Origin of the sequence: Clostridium sp. UBA7503 (genome assembly GCF_002477055.1) — a bacterium.
GTDB classification, from domain to species: Bacteria; Bacillota; Clostridia; order Clostridiales; family Clostridiaceae; genus Clostridium_J; species Clostridium_J sulfidigenes.
The window spans coordinates 19,321-37,949 of record NZ_DLNT01000039.1; the positions used below are offsets into that span (position 1 = coordinate 19,321).

Genomic DNA, 18,629 nt, shown 5'->3' on the forward strand with positions numbered 1-18,629 from the left:
TTTTATACAGTCATTTTAAAATTTATTATACCTTAGGTATTTCTATAATAAATTCCGTTCCTTTGTTAACTTCACTTTTAACTTTTATATTTCCTTCATGAGCTTCTATTATTGCCTTAGATATGGTGAGACCTATGCCAGCTCCTCCCGTAGCTCTAGTTCTTGATTCATCAGCTCTATAAAAACGCTGAAAAATATAAGGTAAATGTTCTTTGGAAATTCCTATGCCACTATCCTTTATGTGTATTATCGTTATATTCCTTTCTTTATGGCATGTAATTTTAATTATTCCCCCAAATTCAGTATACTTTATTCCATTTGAAATAATATTTACTAATGCTTGAGTAATTTTATCTCTATCTATATTTATAATAAAATTTTCTGATTTATTGTTCACACTTATATTTTTATCATGAAGTTGCTTTTCAAAATTAATTAGAATCATTTCCATTAGATTCTTTATATTTACTTCACTTTTATTTAAAATTAAATCTTCACTTTCGTATCTAGAGAGATGTTCTAAAGAACCAACTAACCTACTTAATCTTTGTACTTCCTCATGAATACTTTGTAGCCTTTCTTCGGTTGGTTCCCAAATTCCATCTATTAATGCCTCCAGTTGTCCTTGCATGGTAGTTAATGGAGTCCTAAGTTCATGGGATATATCCTTAGTCAAAATTTTTCTTATCTTTTCCTCTTCATCTAAACTATTAGCTAAAGTGTTTACTGAACTAATCATCTCTTTAATTTCTTTTATATTGCTTTCCTCTTTAATTTTATTTTTATATTTCCCTGTAGCTATAAAATTTGTGGCTTTAACTACACTTCCTATAGGCTTACTTATAGAAGTAGAAATTAAAACACCTATAAATATGGAAATGCATAAAGAAAAAATCCCCACAAAAATTAATATATTATCTAAAGTTTTTAAAAAAATCACATCAGAATCATTGTAATAAAAGGGACCATAGTAGCCTATTTCAAGAATTCCCGCAGCTTTGTCATCTATTTTCAAATTATATACTTCCTCAGTATAATCACCTTTATATCCTGGATTTACAATACTCATATTGTAACCCATCTTATCCATCATTGCTTCACACATACTACTATTATGAGTTTTAGCACTCCATATTACATTATCTGAAATATCTTTAATACTTATAATAAATCCATTATTTATAGCTTCAAGTCCTATGCTTTCTATATTTTTATTATCCCACTGTCCATTTTTATAAGTATTACTTATATTTTTAATCAATACTTTTTTTCTTCCTGCTATAGCATCCTCTAGATATCTATTAAAGTTTTTCTTCATAAATATATGAGATGAAAAACTAATCAAAAGAATAATTGTCATAGAGAATAATAGAAAAATCAAAGTAAGTCTATGTTTTAATTTCATTAAATTATTCACCACCAAACTTATATCCAATGCCATGAACTGTTAATACATATTTAGGATTTTTACTATTATCCTCTATCTTACTTCTTAAATTTTTTATATGAGAATCTATTATTCTATCATAAACATCGCTATCATCCCCTAGAGCTCGATCAAGGAGTTCTCCTCTAGTAAATACTTTCTTTGGACTTTCACATAAAGTTAAAAGTATCTTGAACTCTGAAGGAGTTAATTCTATTAAATTATTACCTTGTCTCACCTCATAAGTATCTAAGTTTATAACTAAGTTTCCCTTATTAAAGCTTAGAATATTATCTTGTTTATAATTCGAGGCTCTTTTTAGCACAGCATTTACTCTAGCCACTACCTGCTTAGGGCTAAATGGTTTAGTAATATAATCATCAGTACCTAGAGAAAAACACTTCAAGATGCTTTCTTCCTCTACCTTGGCTGTCAACATTATTATAGGCACCTCTGATTCCTTTCTTATGATTTCACAAATTTTTTCTCCTGATATATCTGGTAACATTAGATCTAGGATTATCAATTTAGGATTGTATTGTTTATATTTATCTATTGCTTCACGTCCATTAATTGCTGTTATAACACCATAACCAGCATTCTTTAGATATGCTTCCAAAACTTCTAAAATCTTAACTTCATCTTCTACAATAAGTATATCTACTTGCATCTATACTCCTCCATTATTTTAAAAATTATTATAATATACTTCCTAATTATAATAAATCATTATGAAGATTCTATGTAGAATTCCTCCATAAAATCTACACAACTTAAATATATACTTTAGCTACTATCTTAAAATTATGTATGAGGTGATAATTTTGTCTAATAAATCCATAACTCTAAATATTGATAATATGGTATGTACTTCCTGTGAGAATACTATAATAAGACATTTAAAAAAGCTTTCAGGAGTTACAATTGTAAAAGCAAACTATTCTAAGGGAACTGTCCATGTAGAATATGATGCTGAGAAAGTATCCTATTCTACCATAGTTTCTACCATTGAAAAATCCGGCTACAAAGTTACTAGTGATAAAAAAAAGAGTAACTCAGAACTTTTACCCATTATGGGAATAGTCCTTATAGCTTTACTTATGATACGCCTTGGCAAAGGTACTGGCGTATTTGATATGTCTTCTGCTTTAAGTAGTAAAGTTAGTTACATTGCTCTATTTACCATTGGTGTTTTCACATCTCTACACTGTGTGGGTATGTGTGGTGGAATAATGATGTCCCAAAGTATTACATCTTCTATTGTACCTGAAAAAAACAAATTTAAACCTGGACTTATGTATAATTTAGGCCGTTTAATTTCTTATACGGTTTTAGGTGGTATAGTAGGTGGTATTGGTAAAGCTTTTTCTCTTTCCTTTGGAACTCAAGGCTTCATAGCAATAGTTGCAGGTGTATTTATGGTAATTATGGGTTTAAACTTATATGGTTTTAAAGCCCTTAGAAAATTTTCTATAAAGCTTCCTTGGAGTAACTGTAACTCCCAGAAAAAATTTAGAAACCCTCTTATAGTAGGATTTCTAAATGGGTTTATGCCTTGTGGTCCCCTACAAACAATGCAGCTTTATGCTCTAGCTTCTGGAAGTGTCATAGCTGGTGCAACTTCAATGTTTTTCTTTGCCCTAGGTACAATTCCTTTAATGCTAGGCTTTGGAGCTATTGCTAATGTACTTAGTCAAAAAAATTCCAAAAGATTAATTAAATACAGTGGTGGTATTATCATAATTTTAGGTATTATTATGGCTAATCGTGGCTTGTCTTTAATAGGAGTTAATTTAATGCCTAATTCCTTATCTTTAGGTGGAAATAATAATACAACTATATCCGATAAATCTTCAGCTAGTAAAGCAACAATTTCTAACGGAAAGCAAGTTATAAGGATTGTAGCTAATAATCAAGGATATACTCCAAATGTAGTTTATATTCAAAAGGGAATTCCTACAGAGTTTATAATTGATGGTGAAAGTATTAACTTCTGTAATAATAAAATTGTTATTCCATCTATGAATATTGAAAAGACTCTATCCTCTGGAGAAAATGTAATAGAATTTACTCCAGACGCTGGAGACATAAACTACAGCTGTTGGATGGGCATGCTTAGAGGAACAATAAAGGTAGTAGATGATTTAAATTCTATAAATGATTCTACTATACAAAAGGATATAGATAGTGAATTTTATTATCCTTCTAATGATTCTAATAACCAATTTTTTAATGGTGGTTTTTCTTGCCATTAATAAAAAAAGAAGTATTAAGGAAATTTCCCTTTAATACTTCTTTTTTATGTGCATTTTATATAATATCTACTTTTAATTAACTCTTTAAAACTAATTTAATGCAGCTAATAATTTCTCTATGTCTAATCCATGAACTATAGCAGCTTCTGCAAGAGTTTCTGCTTGAGCTGATGGGCAACCTACGCAACCCATACCAAAACTCATTAAAATTTCAGGAGCTCCTTCTTTCATTCTTATAACTTCACCTATTGTCATATCTTTATTTATCATATTCTTTTCCTCCTATAATTTGAATTTTTATATATAACTAATAATTTAAAATTATTAGTATCTCTTACAAGTTAAAGTATACTAAAACACTCTGCTATATTCGGTAACATAGGTTACAGAATAGAAGATTTTTATAAAAAAAGTATTCAAAGGTAAACTCCGCTTACCTTTGAATACCTCATTACTTGTAATTCTAGCTTTCCATGAACATTTTCATATCATCTTCTACATTAGTTATTCCACCAATACCAAAGTTATCTACAAGAACTTTAGCAACATTTGGTGATAAGAATGCTGGTAATGTTGGTCCTAGATGAATATTTTTAACCCCTAGGTATAATAGTGATAATAATACTATTACTGCTTTTTGCTCATACCATGCAATATTATATGATATTGGTAGGGCGTTTACATCATCAAGCCCAAAGACTTCTTTAAGTTTTAGAGCTATAACAACTAAGGAATAAGAATCATTACATTGTCCTGCATCTAGAACTCTTGGAATTCCTCCTATATCTCCTAGGTTTAATTTATTATACTTATACTTTGCACAACCCGCTGTTAAGATAACTGTATCCTTTGGTAGTTTTTCAGCAAATTCAGTATAGTAGTTTCTTGATTTGGCTCTTCCATCACAACCAGCCATAACAAAGAATCTTTTTATAGCTCCAGTTTTAACAGCCTCCACAACCTTATCAGCCAAAGCTAATACTTGATTGTGAGCAAATCCACCAACTATTTGTCCCTTTTCTATCTCTGTAGGTGCTTTACACTTTTTAGCCATTTCTATAATCTTAGAAAAATCTTTTATGCCATCTCTATCAGCTTCTATATGTGCACATCCTGGCATTCCAGTTGCACCAGTTGTAAATAATCTATTCTTATAAGACTTATCTGGAATTACTATACAGTTTGTAGTCATAAGAATTGGACCATTGAACTTTTCAAACTCTTCCTTTTGCTTCCACCATGCATTTCCATAGTTTCCTGCAAAATGTTTATATTTTTTAAACTTAGGATAGTATTGTCCAGCAAGCATTTCACCATGAGTATAAACATCTACCCCTGTTCCTTCTGTCTGCTCTAACAACATCTCTAGATCCTTTAAGTCATGTCCTGAAATTAATATTCCTGGATTTTTTCTAACTCCAATATCTACAGTTGTTATTTCTGGATGTCCATAGGTTTCAGTATTGGCTTTATCTAATAATGCCATACCATCTACTCCATATTTTCCTGCTTCTAATGCAAGTGCTACTAAATCATCAACAGTTAAACTATCATCTAAAGTTGCAGCTAATGCCTTAGCCATAAATCCATGAATTTCTCTCTCATTATATTTTAGGTTCATAGCATGCTTCATATATGCTGATAATCCTTTTAATCCATAAGTTATAAGTTCTCTTAGACTTCTAATATCTTCATTTTCTGTAGCAAGCACTCCAACTTTTTCAGCTTTAGCGTCAAATTCTATAGTATTATCTGCTGTCCAAGCTACTGCATCTGCCATTACTATTTCTTTCTTTTGTAGACCAAATATCTTTTTAAAGAAGCCTCCAGTTATTTTTACTTCTCCAACTTGTCCTCCAGCACTAACGACTTTTCTTTTTAAAGTTTCTCTTAATTTTAAAGTTTCTTTTACTCTATTTAAAATAGCATCTCTATGGAAGTTAGCATTAGTAATAGTAATAAATAAATTTTCTGTAATATATTTATCTACTACACTATCAATAACATTTACTTTTCTTCCTTCATTACTTACGATAGCTAATCCTTTAGTTACATATACTAATAAATCTTGAGCCTTTGCAACTTGCTCATCTTTACCACAAACACCTTTTATAGTACAGCCTTTACATCCTGCTGTCTCTTGACATTGATAACAAAACATTGACATAAATTTCTCATCTCCTATTAAATTGTTATTATTGCTTTTCACAAGTTAAAGTATACTAAAGTACAAAACAATATTCGGTAACATTCGTTACCAAAATTCAAAAGAATATGTATTTTAATATGTAAATAAAATTTAGATGTCAATAAAAACAAATAAAATGAACTTTAAGCACAAATTCTCATGTACTTAAAGTTCATCATTCCAAATATTAAAGATATTTTTTCTCTAACTCCTCTAATATTGAAGTATATTTTTTCATAACCTCAGTATTTGCATCTTCAAATTCAACACACTCTGCATTTACTTTATCAATGATTTCTTGCTTTAATTCTCTAGTAGCAAATTTATATATTACATTATCTTCTTTATCTATATGCCTTTCTAAAAGATGAGTATAAGAAATGGCATTAGCAATAACATCTAATATAGCTTCTTTATTACCTAATTTTAAATTTTCAAGTGCTTCACTTAGTCCTGTAATATAAAGTCTTCCCAAATCATGTTCTACAAGCATACCATATTTCACAGTCTTCTCTGCAATAAGTCCAAGCTCCTCCACCATCTTATTAAAAAGAATTACTTCTTCTTTTTTATGGTGATGTGCATCTGCATACTTTCTAATGAAATCTATCATCTTATAGAAATCTTCATAGTTTACATTTTTTTCTTCTAGAGATTTGTAAGTAGCTTTTCTAACTACAGTAAGCATACGTTTAATATACTTATGCTCTTCCATCATTAAATCTATAGCATTCATCTTTTCTCCTCCTACTTTTTTTTAATGATTTGAGTTCCATCTCCTAATTCCTCGTATTCATAGTTACCATTAACTTCATTAACAAAGGCCTTAATCCATAGTCCTCTTAAGCTATAGAAATAAGAAACATCTCCAGATTCTCTATTCCATATGTCCTTATGAACACAAATTCTTCTACTCCACTGTACCATATCTTCCGTACACACTAGAACCTCATTCACTCTATCACATGGCATTCCATCTAATATATAGTCATTTATTCTATCATATATATCCATAGCATTACTTGCTGGATCTAATTTTTCTTTAACTTCCTTAGCTGCTTTCATTCCTTGATGAATATAAATATTTTCTAATTTAGCCTTAACTTTTTCATTACTATTTAGTAATTTAGTTGTCCAAGCTGCCATTCTTCCCTCTGCTGAATGTATTTTTCCTTGTAGCCACCCATGGATGTTACTTGTATCTATCATATCTTCTAAAGGAAGATTTGGCAGTTTTTCTCCATGATTTTCATTAATCTCCTTAGCTAATGAAGATACATCTAGTCCCTCTTCCTTAGCTAGATTAATTATTTCTTCCTCTAATCCTTCAAACCATAATATTTTGTTAAATAACCAATAATGTACTTTTCCAAGATATAAACTCATATTTTCTCCTCCTACATTTAAATAATTTTAAAACTCAAATCATGTTTATCTTCTATATTGAAATTGCTTTATAGCGCTAATTTGAATATAATTGTAAATCATAATACTTTAGTTAAATATATTTTAACCTGCTTAATTTATATTAACCTTTATAAGCAGATTATATTTTATTAATCTCTACATCTATGAGTTTATATTAATATCTTTGTAAATTCGGTAACATCGGTTACCAAATCAAATTAAAAACCAATATATCAAAACTTTTTATGATATATCGGCTTATAATTTATATATTTATCCTATATATAATTTAAATTTAATAGTTCTTCAAAATCTTCCCTAGGCATAGGTTTTGCAAATAAATATCCTTGGGCCATTTCACATCCTATCTCTTTTAAGAAATCCGCCTGTTCTCTCGTTTCTACCCCTTCACAAATTACTTCCATATTAATATTTTTCGCCATATCAACTATACTTTTAACAATATCTTTACTCCTCTGTGAATTAGTTGTTTCATCTAAAAATGCTTTATCTATCTTTAAGGTATTAGCTGGAAACTCTTTTAAAAGATTTAATGATGAAAATCCAGATCCAAAATCATCAACAGAGATTTTAAATCCTACCTTTTTTAAACCTATCATTTTTTCTATAAGCCTATCAGCATTTTTCATAAAAGCACTTTCCGTTAATTCAAACTCTACCAATTTAGGATCTATGTTATAGCTTTTAACTAACTCATTGATATCCTTGACTATATTGGGATTATTAACATGAAATCTAGAAACATTTAATGATATTGGAACTACACTTTCTCCATTATCTAATCTTTCTCTTAAACACTGCAATACACTTTTATAAACATACATATCTAAGTTTACTATAAACCCATTTTTCTCAAACAAAGGTATAAATTTTACTGGAGGAATTAACCCTTTCTCAGGATCCTGCCACCTAACTAAGGCCTCAGCACCTACAATTTTCTCTGTATTTAAATCATATTTAGGTTGATAATAAACCTTATATTCTCTATTTATAAGGGCCTTATACATTTTATTTTCTATTTCTAATTCCTCAATAATTTTATTTTCAAAACACTTATCATAAAAGGCAATTTTATTTGTATGAGAACCCTTAACTGATTTACGTGCTATATTAGCTTTATTGATAATATCTTCAACCACCATACCATTAGAATTAAATATATAGATCCCACTCACAACTATTAACCTATAATTTTTTGCAAAAACCTTTTCTAATTGTCTAAAAATATTTTCAAATTTTGTTAACCTATCAATTAATTCTTTTTTATTTGTGTATTTTACAAGTATTAAAAAATTATCCGCAGATACCCTTGCAAAAATTTCATTTTCACCCATTGAGTTGTATAATTTATTGGATATTGCACAAATAATTTTATCTCCTTCTTCATATCCTAAATTATCATTTATAAACTTAAATTTATCTATGTCACTGTATATAAGAGCATAGGATTTTCCTTTATTAGTCTCAAGTATCTTTTTAGCTCTAACTTTAAACTTATTAGCATTCCATAGACCTGTAAGTGGATCTGTAAATGCCATTTTTTCATAATCCTTTGTTCTTCGTTGTTTTACATAAAAAAATATCAAAAGAGATATTATTACTAATAAAGATATAAAAATAATAATTTCTAATCTATATTTAACTAGTACTACCTTTAAATTTATTGGAATAGATTCTTGTACTACATTTTTCATAATAATATCTACCCTAGTTTTTTCATCTATAACATTAATAGCCTTATTAAGTATAGGTATTACTAATGAATCTATATTAGGATTTACTCCAATTGATATATTATAACTTAAACTTCCAATATTCATTGTTTTTAAATTATTATCTTTTATACGGCTAATAGCAATATTAGCTGTGTAGCTATCTAATACTGTTATATCTACTTTTCCCGACTTAACCGCATTAATACAGCTAATATAATCATCATAATACTCAATGTTATATTGTCCAAATTTGTTTGCAAAAGCTTCTTTGTTAATTTTCATATCAGTAGGTATAGCTATATCCACATTCTCTGTTTTTATATATTCTTCTCCTTTTCCAACTATAACTAAAGGTAAGGATATATATGGGTTAGTTAATATAATATCTCTAGAATTTGTGTTTTTTTCAATACTCGATTCACTAGCTATTAAATCTACTTTTCCATTTGCCATTAACTTTATAGCTTCTTCCGTATTTTTTACCTGAACATATTCAAATTCTATACCTATTTTTCTAGAGATTTCTTCTAACATATCTCTTACTATTCCAGAGAAGTCACCCTTACTACTCCTATATTCTATAGGACTTAAATAATCTTTATAAGCCACTTTTAACACCGGCTTTCTTTTTATAAAGTCAACCTCTCTTGGAGTAAGTAACGGTTGTTGATTTAAAATACTATTACCATAATATTTTTCTTGTAATTTCATATCAAAATTTAAATCATCTAGTCTTATCTTCCTTAATGCTTCATTAAGTTCATTGATGAGATCATTATTACCCTTTTGCGTTATATAATAAAAAGGGTGAATATCGCATTTGGCAACTAATCTACCACTATTCTGATTTGAAATGCTTCCCAAAACTATAGCATCCACATTACCTGATTCCATATCCACTATCATTTCTTCTTCAAAATCATAGTATACTTTTTCATAAGAGAAATTATTTTGTTTTGCATAACCTTCAAAGACTGTATTTTGAAAACTTTCCTTTAAAAACCCTATTTTCAAGCCATTGAATGCTTCAAAATCCTCATAAAATACACTGTTATTTTTACTTGAAACATACATAGTTGTAAGTTCTATTCCATTTGAATATTCTACATAGTCATATATCTTGCTTCTATCCTCAGTGTACTGAGCACCACATAACAAATCTATCTCTCCTTTAGATAGCTTGTCTAATAGTTCCGGCCATGTATCATATACATATTCATAATTCCAATTAGTATATTTTGATATTTCCTCAAGATACTCTACTCCATACCCTGAAAAAAGTCCATCTTTATCTTTTTCAATGAAAGAAGGATAATCATAATAACCCACTTTAATTGTGTTGCTCTCAGTATCTGAAAACGCTATCATCGTCATAGCTATATTTGTAATTATCAAAAACATTAGTGTTAAGCACAGTAACTTAAATTTTCTCATCATATCCTCTTTTCCTATTGCAAATAATAATATATTTGCATACCACTATAATTATCGTACTTTAAAATTATATCTTAAAGCAACATTTATTATAATAATGAAATAAAATTTTTATTTCACTTTCTCCTATAAAAAACAGGTTTTAGATTCATAAATTCAAATCTAAAACCTGTTTTAATTTCTTTTAAAAATATAATTATATTACAAAAATTAAAAATTTGATGACCATCCTAATGCATTTCTATCTAATTTCTTGAACTCTACCAACTACTCCACCTTCAAGCATTACCTTAATACCTCTTGGATGTACTGAAGAATTAGTTAATAACCTTGTAACTGTTCCCTCGGTCAATTTTCCAGTGCGTTGATCTTCCTTCTTTACTACTAATACCTTTGAGCCTATTTTTATATCTGCTCTTTTAGTTCCATCCATATTTATTTCTCCTTACTTCTTGAATAGATCTCCAAGAGCTGCAAATGGATTATCATTAGCGGCTTCTTGTTCTGCTTCTTTTTTCATTTTCTTCATATAGTTATTAACATCCCTCTTATCAACTTTTCCACCTTTTTCAAATCTCTTATTAAACTGGGATGCCTTTTCTCTAAAGCTACAGTTTGCCCCTGGACATACATAGATTTGACCTTCTCCGTGTCCTTTAAGGGTAAGTTTTTTCTTACACTCTGGACAACGAGCATTGGTAGTTCTACTAACACCTTCTCTGTGACCACATTCTCTATCTTGGCACACATTCATAACTCCAGTTTTAGTCTTAACCTCTAACATGTATTTTCCGCACTTAGGGCATTTTGCACCTGTGACATTTTCATGAACAAACTTATTACCATTGACTTTAACATCTTCAACTAGAGCTCTTGAATATCTTCTCATCTCTACAATGAAGTCCATGGCATCTTCCTTGCCTTTGCTAATATCCTCTAGCTGACTTTCCCACTTAGCTGTTAAAAGTGGTGACTTAAGGTCACTTGGAACTAATTCTATAAGTTGTTTCCCCTTAGATGTTGGAACTATTTCCTTACCTCTTTTTTCTATAGAAAATGAGTTAAATAATTTTTCTATAATATCTGCTCTTGTAGCTACAGTACCTAATCCACCAGTTGCATTTAAAGTCTTTGCTGCATCTTTACCCACATTAATATATTTATGTGGATTTTCCATAGCTGAAAGTAATGTTCCCTCGTTAAATCTTGCTGGTGGCTTAGTTTTACCTTTATTTATATCTACAGAGTTTATCTTTAATTTATCTCCAATATTAAGCTTTGGAAGTACTTGATCCTTTAACCCATCTTCTTCGCTAGGCTCCCCCATATCTTCTCTATCATATAGTGCTTTCCATCCCTTAGATTTTATAACTTTTCCTTTAGCTACAAACTTCTCTCCAGCTATTTCTGTCACTATATTAGTTTGTAAATATTCAAAAGGTGGCATCATAACACTTAAAAATCTCTTGACTACTAAATCATAAATATTTCTTTCCTCTGAACTTAAGTTAGACATATTAGGACTTTGCTCTGTAGGAATTATGGCATGGTGATCTGATACTTTACTATTATCTACAAAGCTCTTGCTTGGAGTAATCTTACCCTTTAGTATATTTGTAGCTGCTGCTCTATATGCTCCTATAGATATAGCTCTTAATCTCTCTGGAAGTGTAGCTACTATATCTGTAGTTATATATCTTGAATCCGTCCTTGGATAAGTTAATATCTTATGATTTTCATAAAGTCTTTGCATTATAGAAAGGGTCTGCTTTGCAGAATATCCCCAAATTTTGTTGGCATCTCTTTGAAGCTCTGTTAAATCATAAAGAGCAGGAGCTGGCTTTTTCTTTAAGCTTTCAGTTACATCTATAATACTTGCTTCTTGACCTCTAACCTTAACTAGGGTTTTATTAGCTACTTCCTCATTAAAAGTGCTTTGATAATTATTCTTATCAACCCACTGTAGTGAAAATTCTTTAGCCTTGGCAGTAATTGTATAGTAATCCTTAGGAATAAAGTTTTTAATATCTTCTTCCCTTTGAACTATCATGGCTAAGGTCGGAGATTGAACTCTTCCTGCTGAAAGCTGAGCATTGTATTTACAAGTAAGGGCACGAGTAACATTAAGTCCTACAAGCCAATCTGCCTCTGCTCTACACACCGCTGCCTTATATAAATTATTATAATCTTTACCTGGTTTTAAATTTTTAAATCCGTCTAAAATTGCCTTATCAGTTTGAGAAGAAATCCATAATCTCTTTAGTGGTTTTTTTACTCCAGCCTTTTCTATTGTCCAACGTGCCACTAACTCTCCTTCTCTTCCCGCATCTGTTGCAATAACTATCTCATCTATATCATTTCTTAGCATTTGCTTTTTTACTTCATAAAACTGCTTTTGGGTCTTTTTTAAAACTGTAAGTTTCATATGCTTTGGAATCATTGGCAAAGTTTCCATGCTCCATTTTTTATATTTGGCATCATAGTCCTCAGGATCTTGTAGCCCCACTAAATGACCTAGTGCCCAAGTTACCACATACTTACTTCCCTCTATGTATGCACCCTTACTCTGATTGCATTTTAAAACCTTAGCTAAGTCTCTACCTACCGAAGGTTTCTCTGCTAGTACTAATATTTTTCCCATCTTTTACTTCCTCTCTTATCTACAGTATCTATATTAAGTATTATTTACTTATTAATCAAAATCTTATCTTTTGTATTATATCATACTTTACCTTAGTATAAAGAGAGTTCTTTGTATCAGTATTTTTGATACTTAGAAATCGTTGTCCTTTAGGGGAAATCCTTATCCAGGGACGTAGCAGCTCTTTACTCCCATTTTTAAGAAGATAGGAGTATTAGAGCTGGTAGTCATCGGATAAAGAGATAAATGGTAAAATAAGGCTATGAACCAAAGTCCATAGCCTTCTTAATATATTTATTAAACCTATTTTACATACATTCCACCTGGTTTTTCAGATAAATTAACCATAATATTCTTCATTTGAGTATAAGCATCTAGGACAGATTTATGAGTTTCTCTACCTATTCCTGAGTTCTTATATCCTCCAAATGGTGCTCCAGCTGGGAAACTATTATAAGTATTTACCCATACACGGCCTGTTCTAATGCCTCTAGCAACCTGTATAGCTTTATTTATGTCTCGAGTAAATACCCCTCCACCTAAACCGTATTCGCTATCATTTGCCATGGCAATTACTTCATCTATTGTCTTGAATTTAATAACAACTCCTACAGGTCCAAAGATTTCTTCTCTAGCAACTCTCATGTCATTAGTAACATCAACAAGTAAAGTTGGTTTCATGAAGTAACCTTTAGCGGCATCGCCTTCAGTGTATCTTTCTCCACCTGTAGCTACTTTAGCTCCTTCTTTCTTACCTATTTCTACATAACTAAGAATTTTATTAAGTTGAGCCTCACTTACTTGTGCTCCCATTTGAGTATTATTATCTAATGGGTTACCCACCTTAACCTTTTCAAAAGCTTTAACTGCTTTTTCTATAAATTCATCATAAAAATCTTCTTGCACAAAAATTCTAGATCCCGCTGAGCAAACTTGTCCTTGATTAAACAGAATTCCTAGTTGAAGTCCTTCTAAAGCTATATCTAAATCTGCATCTTTAAAGAATATATTAGCAGATTTCCCTCCAAGTTCTAGAGTTGCGGGAATGATATTTTCAGCTGCTGAAAGTCCAATTTTTCTACCTACTTCTGTTGATCCAGTGAAGGCTAATTTATTAAGACCTTTATGATGTTGTAGATATTCTCCACTCTTAGAGCCTCTGCCTGTAACTATATTAATTACACCCTTTGGAACTATATTTTCTATTAATCTCATAAGCTCAAGTACACTTAATGAAGTTGTGCTTGATGGTTTAAATACTGAAACATCTCCTGCTGCCAATACTGGAGCAAGCTTCCATGCAGCCATTAAGAATGGGAAGTTCCAAGGCACTATTTGTCCTACAATCCCAATTGGTTCTCTTAATATTATGTTTAAAGTATTTTCATCAAGCATTGTTGAGCTACCCTCATCTGAACGAATAACTCCAGCAAAATATCTAAAGTGATCTGCTGCTAGAGGTATATCAGCTCCTGTAGTTTCTCTAATTGGTTTTCCGTTATCCATAGTTTCAATAGTAGCTAAATACTCTGCATTGTCATCAATAACATCTGCAATTTTGTTTAACACATCTGCTCTTTCAGCAACTGTTGTTTTTCCCCAAGTTATAAAAGCTCTTTCAGCTGCTTTAACTGCATCATCTACATCTTTTTCTGTAGCATCTGCTATTTCAGCTAAGAATTCTCCGGTAGCAGGATTGTAAGTTTTCAATACCCCTCCATCAGAAGCCTCTCTCCATTGACCATCAATATATAGTTGATATTTTTCTTGTAATTTTATATTCATATTAAATCCTCCTTTTCCACGCTTATAATGATTTAGATTTTTTCTATCTCTTAATTTAATTTTATTATAATCACAAAATATCTTTCTAGGAAGTAGGCACTTTATTCTCATTAACTATACTTTTTGTGACATAGTATCATAAATGATACTATTATATTAGTAAATAATAGTAGAAAATCTTATAATAATGTAAATAGTGGATTTAAAATTTAACATATATAAAATTCATGGTATAATGCAGAGTATGTTATAGACTTTTTTATATGTAGTTAATTTTTTATACTATAATATAATAAATATACTATTAGGACGGTGAATATAATGGATAAGAATTTGCTATGCATATTTCCTAGACATGAAGAATGTCATATGAGGAATCAATGAACTAAGTACTCTACGTGCCCCATGGTGGTGGTACAAAATCTTCTATCTGGTAAATGGAAATTATTAACTTTATGGTACTTAAGTTATGGTACCTTGAGATTTAGTGATATTAAAAAGAGGTTACCTAAGGTAACTCAAAAAATGCTAACTTCACAATTGAGAAGTTTAGAAGAAGATAAGCTTATATCTAGAAAAGTATATCCTGTAGTCCCACCTAAAGTTGAATATAGTTTAACTGAAGTTGGTAAAGAAATCATACCTATTCTAGAAATGATGCATTCCTTTGGAAGTGAATATTTAGATGCTGGTTTATTAAATACTGAAGAAAAGGATGAAGATAACACTGATTTAAATTAGTTAGATCTTTCTATTTAAACCTATGTAATAATTGAAGAAATACATATAAACAGAGTTCTTAGTATCAGTATTTTTGATACTTAGAACTCGTTATCCAGGGACGTAGCAGCTCTNNATAGCTGGTAGTCATCGGATAAAAATTGCCTAATGCTAATCAGCATTAGGCAATTTTTATACTAATTCTTTAATCTGAATATATTAATAGTGAGAGTGTTACAGTATTTAATTATTCTCTTTTATCCACTTAGACTTTGAAACTGACATTTCATATAGGCTCCAGTAACCATCCTTAGCCTTTCTTGCATCCTTTATTAATTTTTCTATTTCAAAACCAGCCTTTTCATAGCATCTAACTGCGCCCTTATTAAAATCAAAAACTCCAAGAGTTATTTTTTCAAATCCTTTAACTTCAAACCCAATTCTTAAGACTTCCTTTAATGCTAAAGCACCTATACCCTTGCCTCTTTCCTTCTCTTCTCCAATTAAAAATCTACACACTCTAGCAACTTTATTTTCTTGATCCACTTCTCGAAGCTCTACTGTCCCAATAATATCTCCTGTACTAATAGTAGCTATCTTATATATGTAGGTATCCACTACGCCCTTATTTTTCTCGTCTAAAAAATACTTTTCTACTTGAGAAAGGGTTAATGGATGCTCATATAATGGTCCAGCCCATTGCAATAGCTCATCAGCAGATTTATTGCTATTCCATTCCACAATTTTATTTAAATCTTCTTTTTTAATTAGCTCTAATCTTATCATTTCATATTCTCCATTTCTTCTAATTAGTTACCCTTATGACTTGTTAGAGTATAATGTCTTATTTAGAATTTTCTGAATAAATTTTGTCTTTCTCTCGCAGTAAGTATCAGCATCGTATCTATATTCTTTAGCTAGCTTTGTTTTCAAGGCTGCATAATCCTCTCGTGCATCTCTATTTGTTCTAAGGTAATCTCTTAGTGCAATATGCTCTAAATATCCTTTACCATCTTTAGGACATACATATAAGTGATATGGCATAAATCTATTTTCCACATAGCTAAATGCTTCTCTATCTTCAATGCCTAAATTTCCTTCATGATGATATCCAGCTTCTCCTAACCTCTTCTTTATTTCAGAGAAATCTTCATAACTATCCATAACTACATCTATATCGATGATAGGTTTTGCCGATAATCCTTCCACTGAAGTACTACCCACATGCTCAATTGATAAAACTAAATCTCCAATATAAGAATTTAGCATGTCCCTTATTTTTTCAAATTCTAACTTCCATTTTTCATTATAAGGCTCAATAACAATAACTTTTGTTCTAATTGACATAGATTTATACCTCCTTTACACATCTAATGTAGTATACCCTACCCCTACTTATTTTATATTTGCTTCATAATGCTCTTCATTAAGTCTCACTATTTCAAGCTCTTTTATATTCTCATTCAATTTCAATGCTAAACTTTGAATTCCAAAGAACTCAGTGAAAGTATGACTACCGATGATAAGGTTGATCCCTTTAAACTGAGCATATTGAATGGTATACAAATTACATTCGCCTGCAATGTATACATCACACTTATTTTCAACTGCTTCCTTAAGGCAATCTGTTGGCCCTCCATTACCACAGACTAAACCTACCCGCTTCACTTTTTCGTCATTAAACTTCCAAGACTTAACTGGTTCTTCAAGTAGATTTTCAATTTTTTTTACTAATTCATTAAACTCAATTTCTTCATCATATTCTGCCACTCTACCAAAATATAATCCTTCCCATTGGTGGGTTCTTTTTACATTTTCTAAATTCAATTTTTTTAACAGACTATCATTTGTTCCAAAGTTACAGTCATCAAGTGGCAAGTGATTATAGTAATGACTTATACCATATTCTTCCAATTTCTCTCTGCATGCCTCTTTTAATCCATATATTTCATCCCATGCATCGTGGTGTGTCACCATCATATCAACTCCATGAATTCTTGCTTCCTCTATAGTTTCAAGGGTTAGGTTAACACAGTATCCCAATTTTTTAACTTTTTTACCTGCATGATATGTAATCCCAGATTCATTAGAAAAGATTTCCTTACTTGTTACATTAAAAAGTTCATTAATTCTTTTAACAATATGTGAAACGTCCATATACTTCCCTCCAATTTCTTCCTTGCATTCAGGTATATTTTCAACTGTAGTACAGAAACTTGTACAAGTTAAATTATTCGCTACCCATTCCATAATTAAATATTACCTTGTCATTAGTTTAATCATCGAATCCTCTACTAATTTAAATCATTTAAAGATTTAATTATAGGGTACTTACTTTCAATATCATTCCTATCATATCTATCAATTAGAATTGGAATCATACCAAAATCTTCTGCCGCAATAAGATTTGATTCACTATCATCTATAAAAATTACTTCCTCTGGTTTTACTCCGATTTCTTCAATAGCTATTTTAAAAAGTACCTTTTCAGCTTTATAGGAGCCATAAATTGATGACATAACAAATGTAGAAAAATATTTTCTTAGACTCTTATTAATAAATACTCTTTCTAAGGATGGCCATGTATCTGAGACAACCCCTAAAATATATTTATCTTTTAATCTTTGTAGCCCAGGTTCCACATCATCAAAAAAATAAAATTTATCATCATTATATACATTATCACTTGCCAAAGAATTAATTATTTCCTCATTTATACTCATATATTTTATTTCTTTTAGTACTATTTCATAAAACTCCTTGAACATCGTAAATTCATCTTCTTCTGTTTTTACTAATAACATTTTATTAATATGATCACAGGCTTTATTCATTGCTTCACTTAATTGATCTTCTGTATATTGAAAACTTGTGTCGTTAATAATATTAAAGAAGTTAGGTGTAATAAACCAATGCCCTGTCCTAGGTACATTTAAGGTTCTTCCTGAATCAAATAAAATGGCTTTAATGTTGTTCATATTCATTATAAATTTCCTCCAAGCCCACAGTAAACATTTTCATTGCTTCTATGTATAAT

16 protein-coding genes are annotated in these 18,629 nt (G+C 30.4%); 2 read left to right on the forward strand and 14 right to left on the reverse strand.

All coding sequences use genetic code 11. The features are described 5' to 3' along the window. Positions 1–25: 25 nt before the first annotated feature. Complete coding sequence (locus tag B3630_RS10200) at positions 26–1,405, reverse strand: HAMP domain-containing sensor histidine kinase (protein ID WP_346897819.1); 1,380 nt, start codon at positions 1,403–1,405, stop codon at positions 26–28. A gap of 4 nt (positions 1,406–1,409) precedes the next feature. Then, on the reverse strand, positions 1,410–2,096 hold the full coding sequence (locus B3630_RS10205) for a response regulator transcription factor (protein WP_346897821.1): 687 nt from the start codon (positions 2,094–2,096) through the stop codon (positions 1,410–1,412). A gap of 154 nt (positions 2,097–2,250) precedes the next feature. Here B3630_RS10205 and B3630_RS10210 point away from each other — a divergent pair, with 154 nt between their 5' ends. Beyond that, positions 2,251–3,681 (forward strand): sulfite exporter TauE/SafE family protein, encoded by a 1,431-nt coding sequence (locus tag B3630_RS10210; protein ID WP_346897823.1) that lies wholly within the window; start codon positions 2,251–2,253, stop codon positions 3,679–3,681. A 90-nt stretch (positions 3,682–3,771) separates the two neighbouring features. On the opposite strand, the gene B3630_RS10215 is transcribed toward B3630_RS10210, so the two are convergent. From B3630_RS10215 to B3630_RS10250, 8 genes are all read right to left on the reverse strand, one after another. Continuing rightward, positions 3,772–3,951 (reverse strand): DUF1858 domain-containing protein, encoded by a 180-nt coding sequence (locus B3630_RS10215; RefSeq protein ID WP_035131910.1) that lies wholly within the window; start codon positions 3,949–3,951, stop codon positions 3,772–3,774. Between the two features lie 193 nt (positions 3,952–4,144). Further along, positions 4,145–5,848 carry a hydroxylamine reductase gene (gene hcp, locus B3630_RS10220; protein WP_346897825.1) on the reverse strand — a complete coding sequence of 568 codons (1,704 nt, stop codon included), beginning with the start codon at positions 5,846–5,848 and terminating at the stop codon, positions 4,145–4,147. 208 nt (positions 5,849–6,056) lie between these two features. Further along, on the reverse strand, positions 6,057–6,605 hold the full coding sequence (locus tag B3630_RS10225) for a hemerythrin domain-containing protein (protein ID WP_346897827.1): 549 nt from the start codon (positions 6,603–6,605) through the stop codon (positions 6,057–6,059). Positions 6,606–6,616: 11 nt separating this feature from the next. Continuing rightward, positions 6,617–7,255, reverse strand: a complete 639-nt coding sequence (locus B3630_RS10230) for a hypothetical protein (protein ID WP_346897829.1) — start codon at positions 7,253–7,255, stop codon at positions 6,617–6,619. A 299-nt stretch (positions 7,256–7,554) separates the two neighbouring features. After that, positions 7,555–10,449: an EAL domain-containing protein gene (locus tag B3630_RS10235; protein ID WP_346897831.1), complete on the reverse strand. Its 2,895-nt coding sequence runs from the start codon at positions 10,447–10,449 to the stop codon at positions 7,555–7,557. A gap of 238 nt (positions 10,450–10,687) precedes the next feature. Continuing rightward, positions 10,688–10,879: a YwbE family protein gene (locus B3630_RS10240; RefSeq protein WP_346897833.1), complete on the reverse strand. Its 192-nt coding sequence runs from the start codon at positions 10,877–10,879 to the stop codon at positions 10,688–10,690. 12 nt (positions 10,880–10,891) lie between these two features. Then, the gene (locus tag B3630_RS10245; protein ID WP_346897835.1) at positions 10,892–13,087 is read right to left on the reverse strand and encodes a DNA topoisomerase III; all 2,196 of its coding nucleotides are present in this window, start codon (positions 13,085–13,087) and stop codon (positions 10,892–10,894) included. A 303-nt stretch (positions 13,088–13,390) separates the two neighbouring features. After that, positions 13,391–14,872: an aldehyde dehydrogenase family protein gene (locus B3630_RS10250; RefSeq protein WP_346897837.1), complete on the reverse strand. Its 1,482-nt coding sequence runs from the start codon at positions 14,870–14,872 to the stop codon at positions 13,391–13,393. A 405-nt stretch (positions 14,873–15,277) separates the two neighbouring features. On the opposite strand from B3630_RS10250, the gene B3630_RS10255 reads away from it, so the two are divergent. Further along, on the forward strand, positions 15,278–15,613 hold the full coding sequence (locus B3630_RS10255; RefSeq protein ID WP_346897839.1) for a winged helix-turn-helix transcriptional regulator: 336 nt from the start codon (positions 15,278–15,280) through the stop codon (positions 15,611–15,613). A gap of 222 nt (positions 15,614–15,835) precedes the next feature. On the opposite strand, the gene B3630_RS10260 is transcribed toward B3630_RS10255, so the two are convergent. From B3630_RS10260 to B3630_RS10275, 4 genes are all read right to left on the reverse strand, one after another. Further along, complete coding sequence (locus tag B3630_RS10260; RefSeq protein ID WP_346897841.1) at positions 15,836–16,378, reverse strand: GNAT family protein; 543 nt, start codon at positions 16,376–16,378, stop codon at positions 15,836–15,838. A gap of 33 nt (positions 16,379–16,411) precedes the next feature. Continuing rightward, positions 16,412–16,939, reverse strand: a complete 528-nt coding sequence (locus B3630_RS10265) for a GrpB family protein (protein ID WP_346897843.1) — start codon at positions 16,937–16,939, stop codon at positions 16,412–16,414. Between the two features lie 48 nt (positions 16,940–16,987). Further along, a complete protein-coding gene (locus B3630_RS10270; RefSeq protein WP_346897845.1) occupies positions 16,988–17,749 on the reverse strand; it encodes a Nif3-like dinuclear metal center hexameric protein in 762 nt (253 codons plus the stop codon). A gap of 137 nt (positions 17,750–17,886) precedes the next feature. Further along, positions 17,887–18,576, reverse strand: coding sequence for an HAD-IA family hydrolase (locus tag B3630_RS10275; RefSeq protein ID WP_346897847.1), 690 nt, complete (start codon positions 18,574–18,576; stop codon positions 17,887–17,889). Positions 18,577–18,629 lie beyond the last annotated feature (53 nt).

Excerpts from the sequence above, each read along its gene's own strand:
- B3630_RS10260 (WP_346897841.1), bottom strand. The coding sequence starts at position 16,378 with ATGATAAGATTAGAGCTAATTAAAAAAGAAGATTTAAATAAAATTGTG.
- B3630_RS10230 (WP_346897829.1), bottom strand. The coding sequence starts at position 7,255 with ATGAGTTTATATCTTGGAAAAGTACATTATTGGTTATTTAACAAAATA.
- B3630_RS10215 (WP_035131910.1), bottom strand. The coding sequence starts at position 3,951 with ATGATAAATAAAGATATGACAATAGGTGAAGTTATAAGAATGAAAGAA.
- B3630_RS10250 (WP_346897837.1), bottom strand. The coding sequence starts at position 14,872 with ATGAATATAAAATTACAAGAAAAATATCAACTATATATTGATGGTCAA.
- B3630_RS10275 (WP_346897847.1), bottom strand. The coding sequence starts at position 18,576 with ATGAATATGAACAACATTAAAGCCATTTTATTTGATTCAGGAAGAACC.
- hcp (WP_346897825.1), bottom strand. The coding sequence starts at position 5,848 with ATGTCAATGTTTTGTTATCAATGTCAAGAGACAGCAGGATGTAAAGGC.
- B3630_RS10205 (WP_346897821.1), bottom strand. The coding sequence starts at position 2,096 with ATGCAAGTAGATATACTTATTGTAGAAGATGAAGTTAAGATTTTAGAA.
- B3630_RS10265 (WP_346897843.1), bottom strand. The coding sequence starts at position 16,939 with ATGTCAATTAGAACAAAAGTTATTGTTATTGAGCCTTATAATGAAAAA.
- B3630_RS10225 (WP_346897827.1), bottom strand. The coding sequence starts at position 6,605 with ATGAATGCTATAGATTTAATGATGGAAGAGCATAAGTATATTAAACGT.
- B3630_RS10235 (WP_346897831.1), bottom strand. The coding sequence starts at position 10,449 with ATGATGAGAAAATTTAAGTTACTGTGCTTAACACTAATGTTTTTGATA.
- B3630_RS10240 (WP_346897833.1), bottom strand. The coding sequence starts at position 10,879 with ATGGATGGAACTAAAAGAGCAGATATAAAAATAGGCTCAAAGGTATTA.
- B3630_RS10245 (WP_346897835.1), bottom strand. The coding sequence starts at position 13,087 with ATGGGAAAAATATTAGTACTAGCAGAGAAACCTTCGGTAGGTAGAGAC.
- B3630_RS10270 (WP_346897845.1), bottom strand. The coding sequence starts at position 17,749 with ATGGACGTTTCACATATTGTTAAAAGAATTAATGAACTTTTTAATGTA.
- B3630_RS10200 (WP_346897819.1), bottom strand. The coding sequence starts at position 1,405 with ATGAAATTAAAACATAGACTTACTTTGATTTTTCTATTATTCTCTATG.
- B3630_RS10255 (WP_346897839.1), top strand. The coding sequence starts at position 15,278 with ATGGTGGTGGTACAAAATCTTCTATCTGGTAAATGGAAATTATTAACT.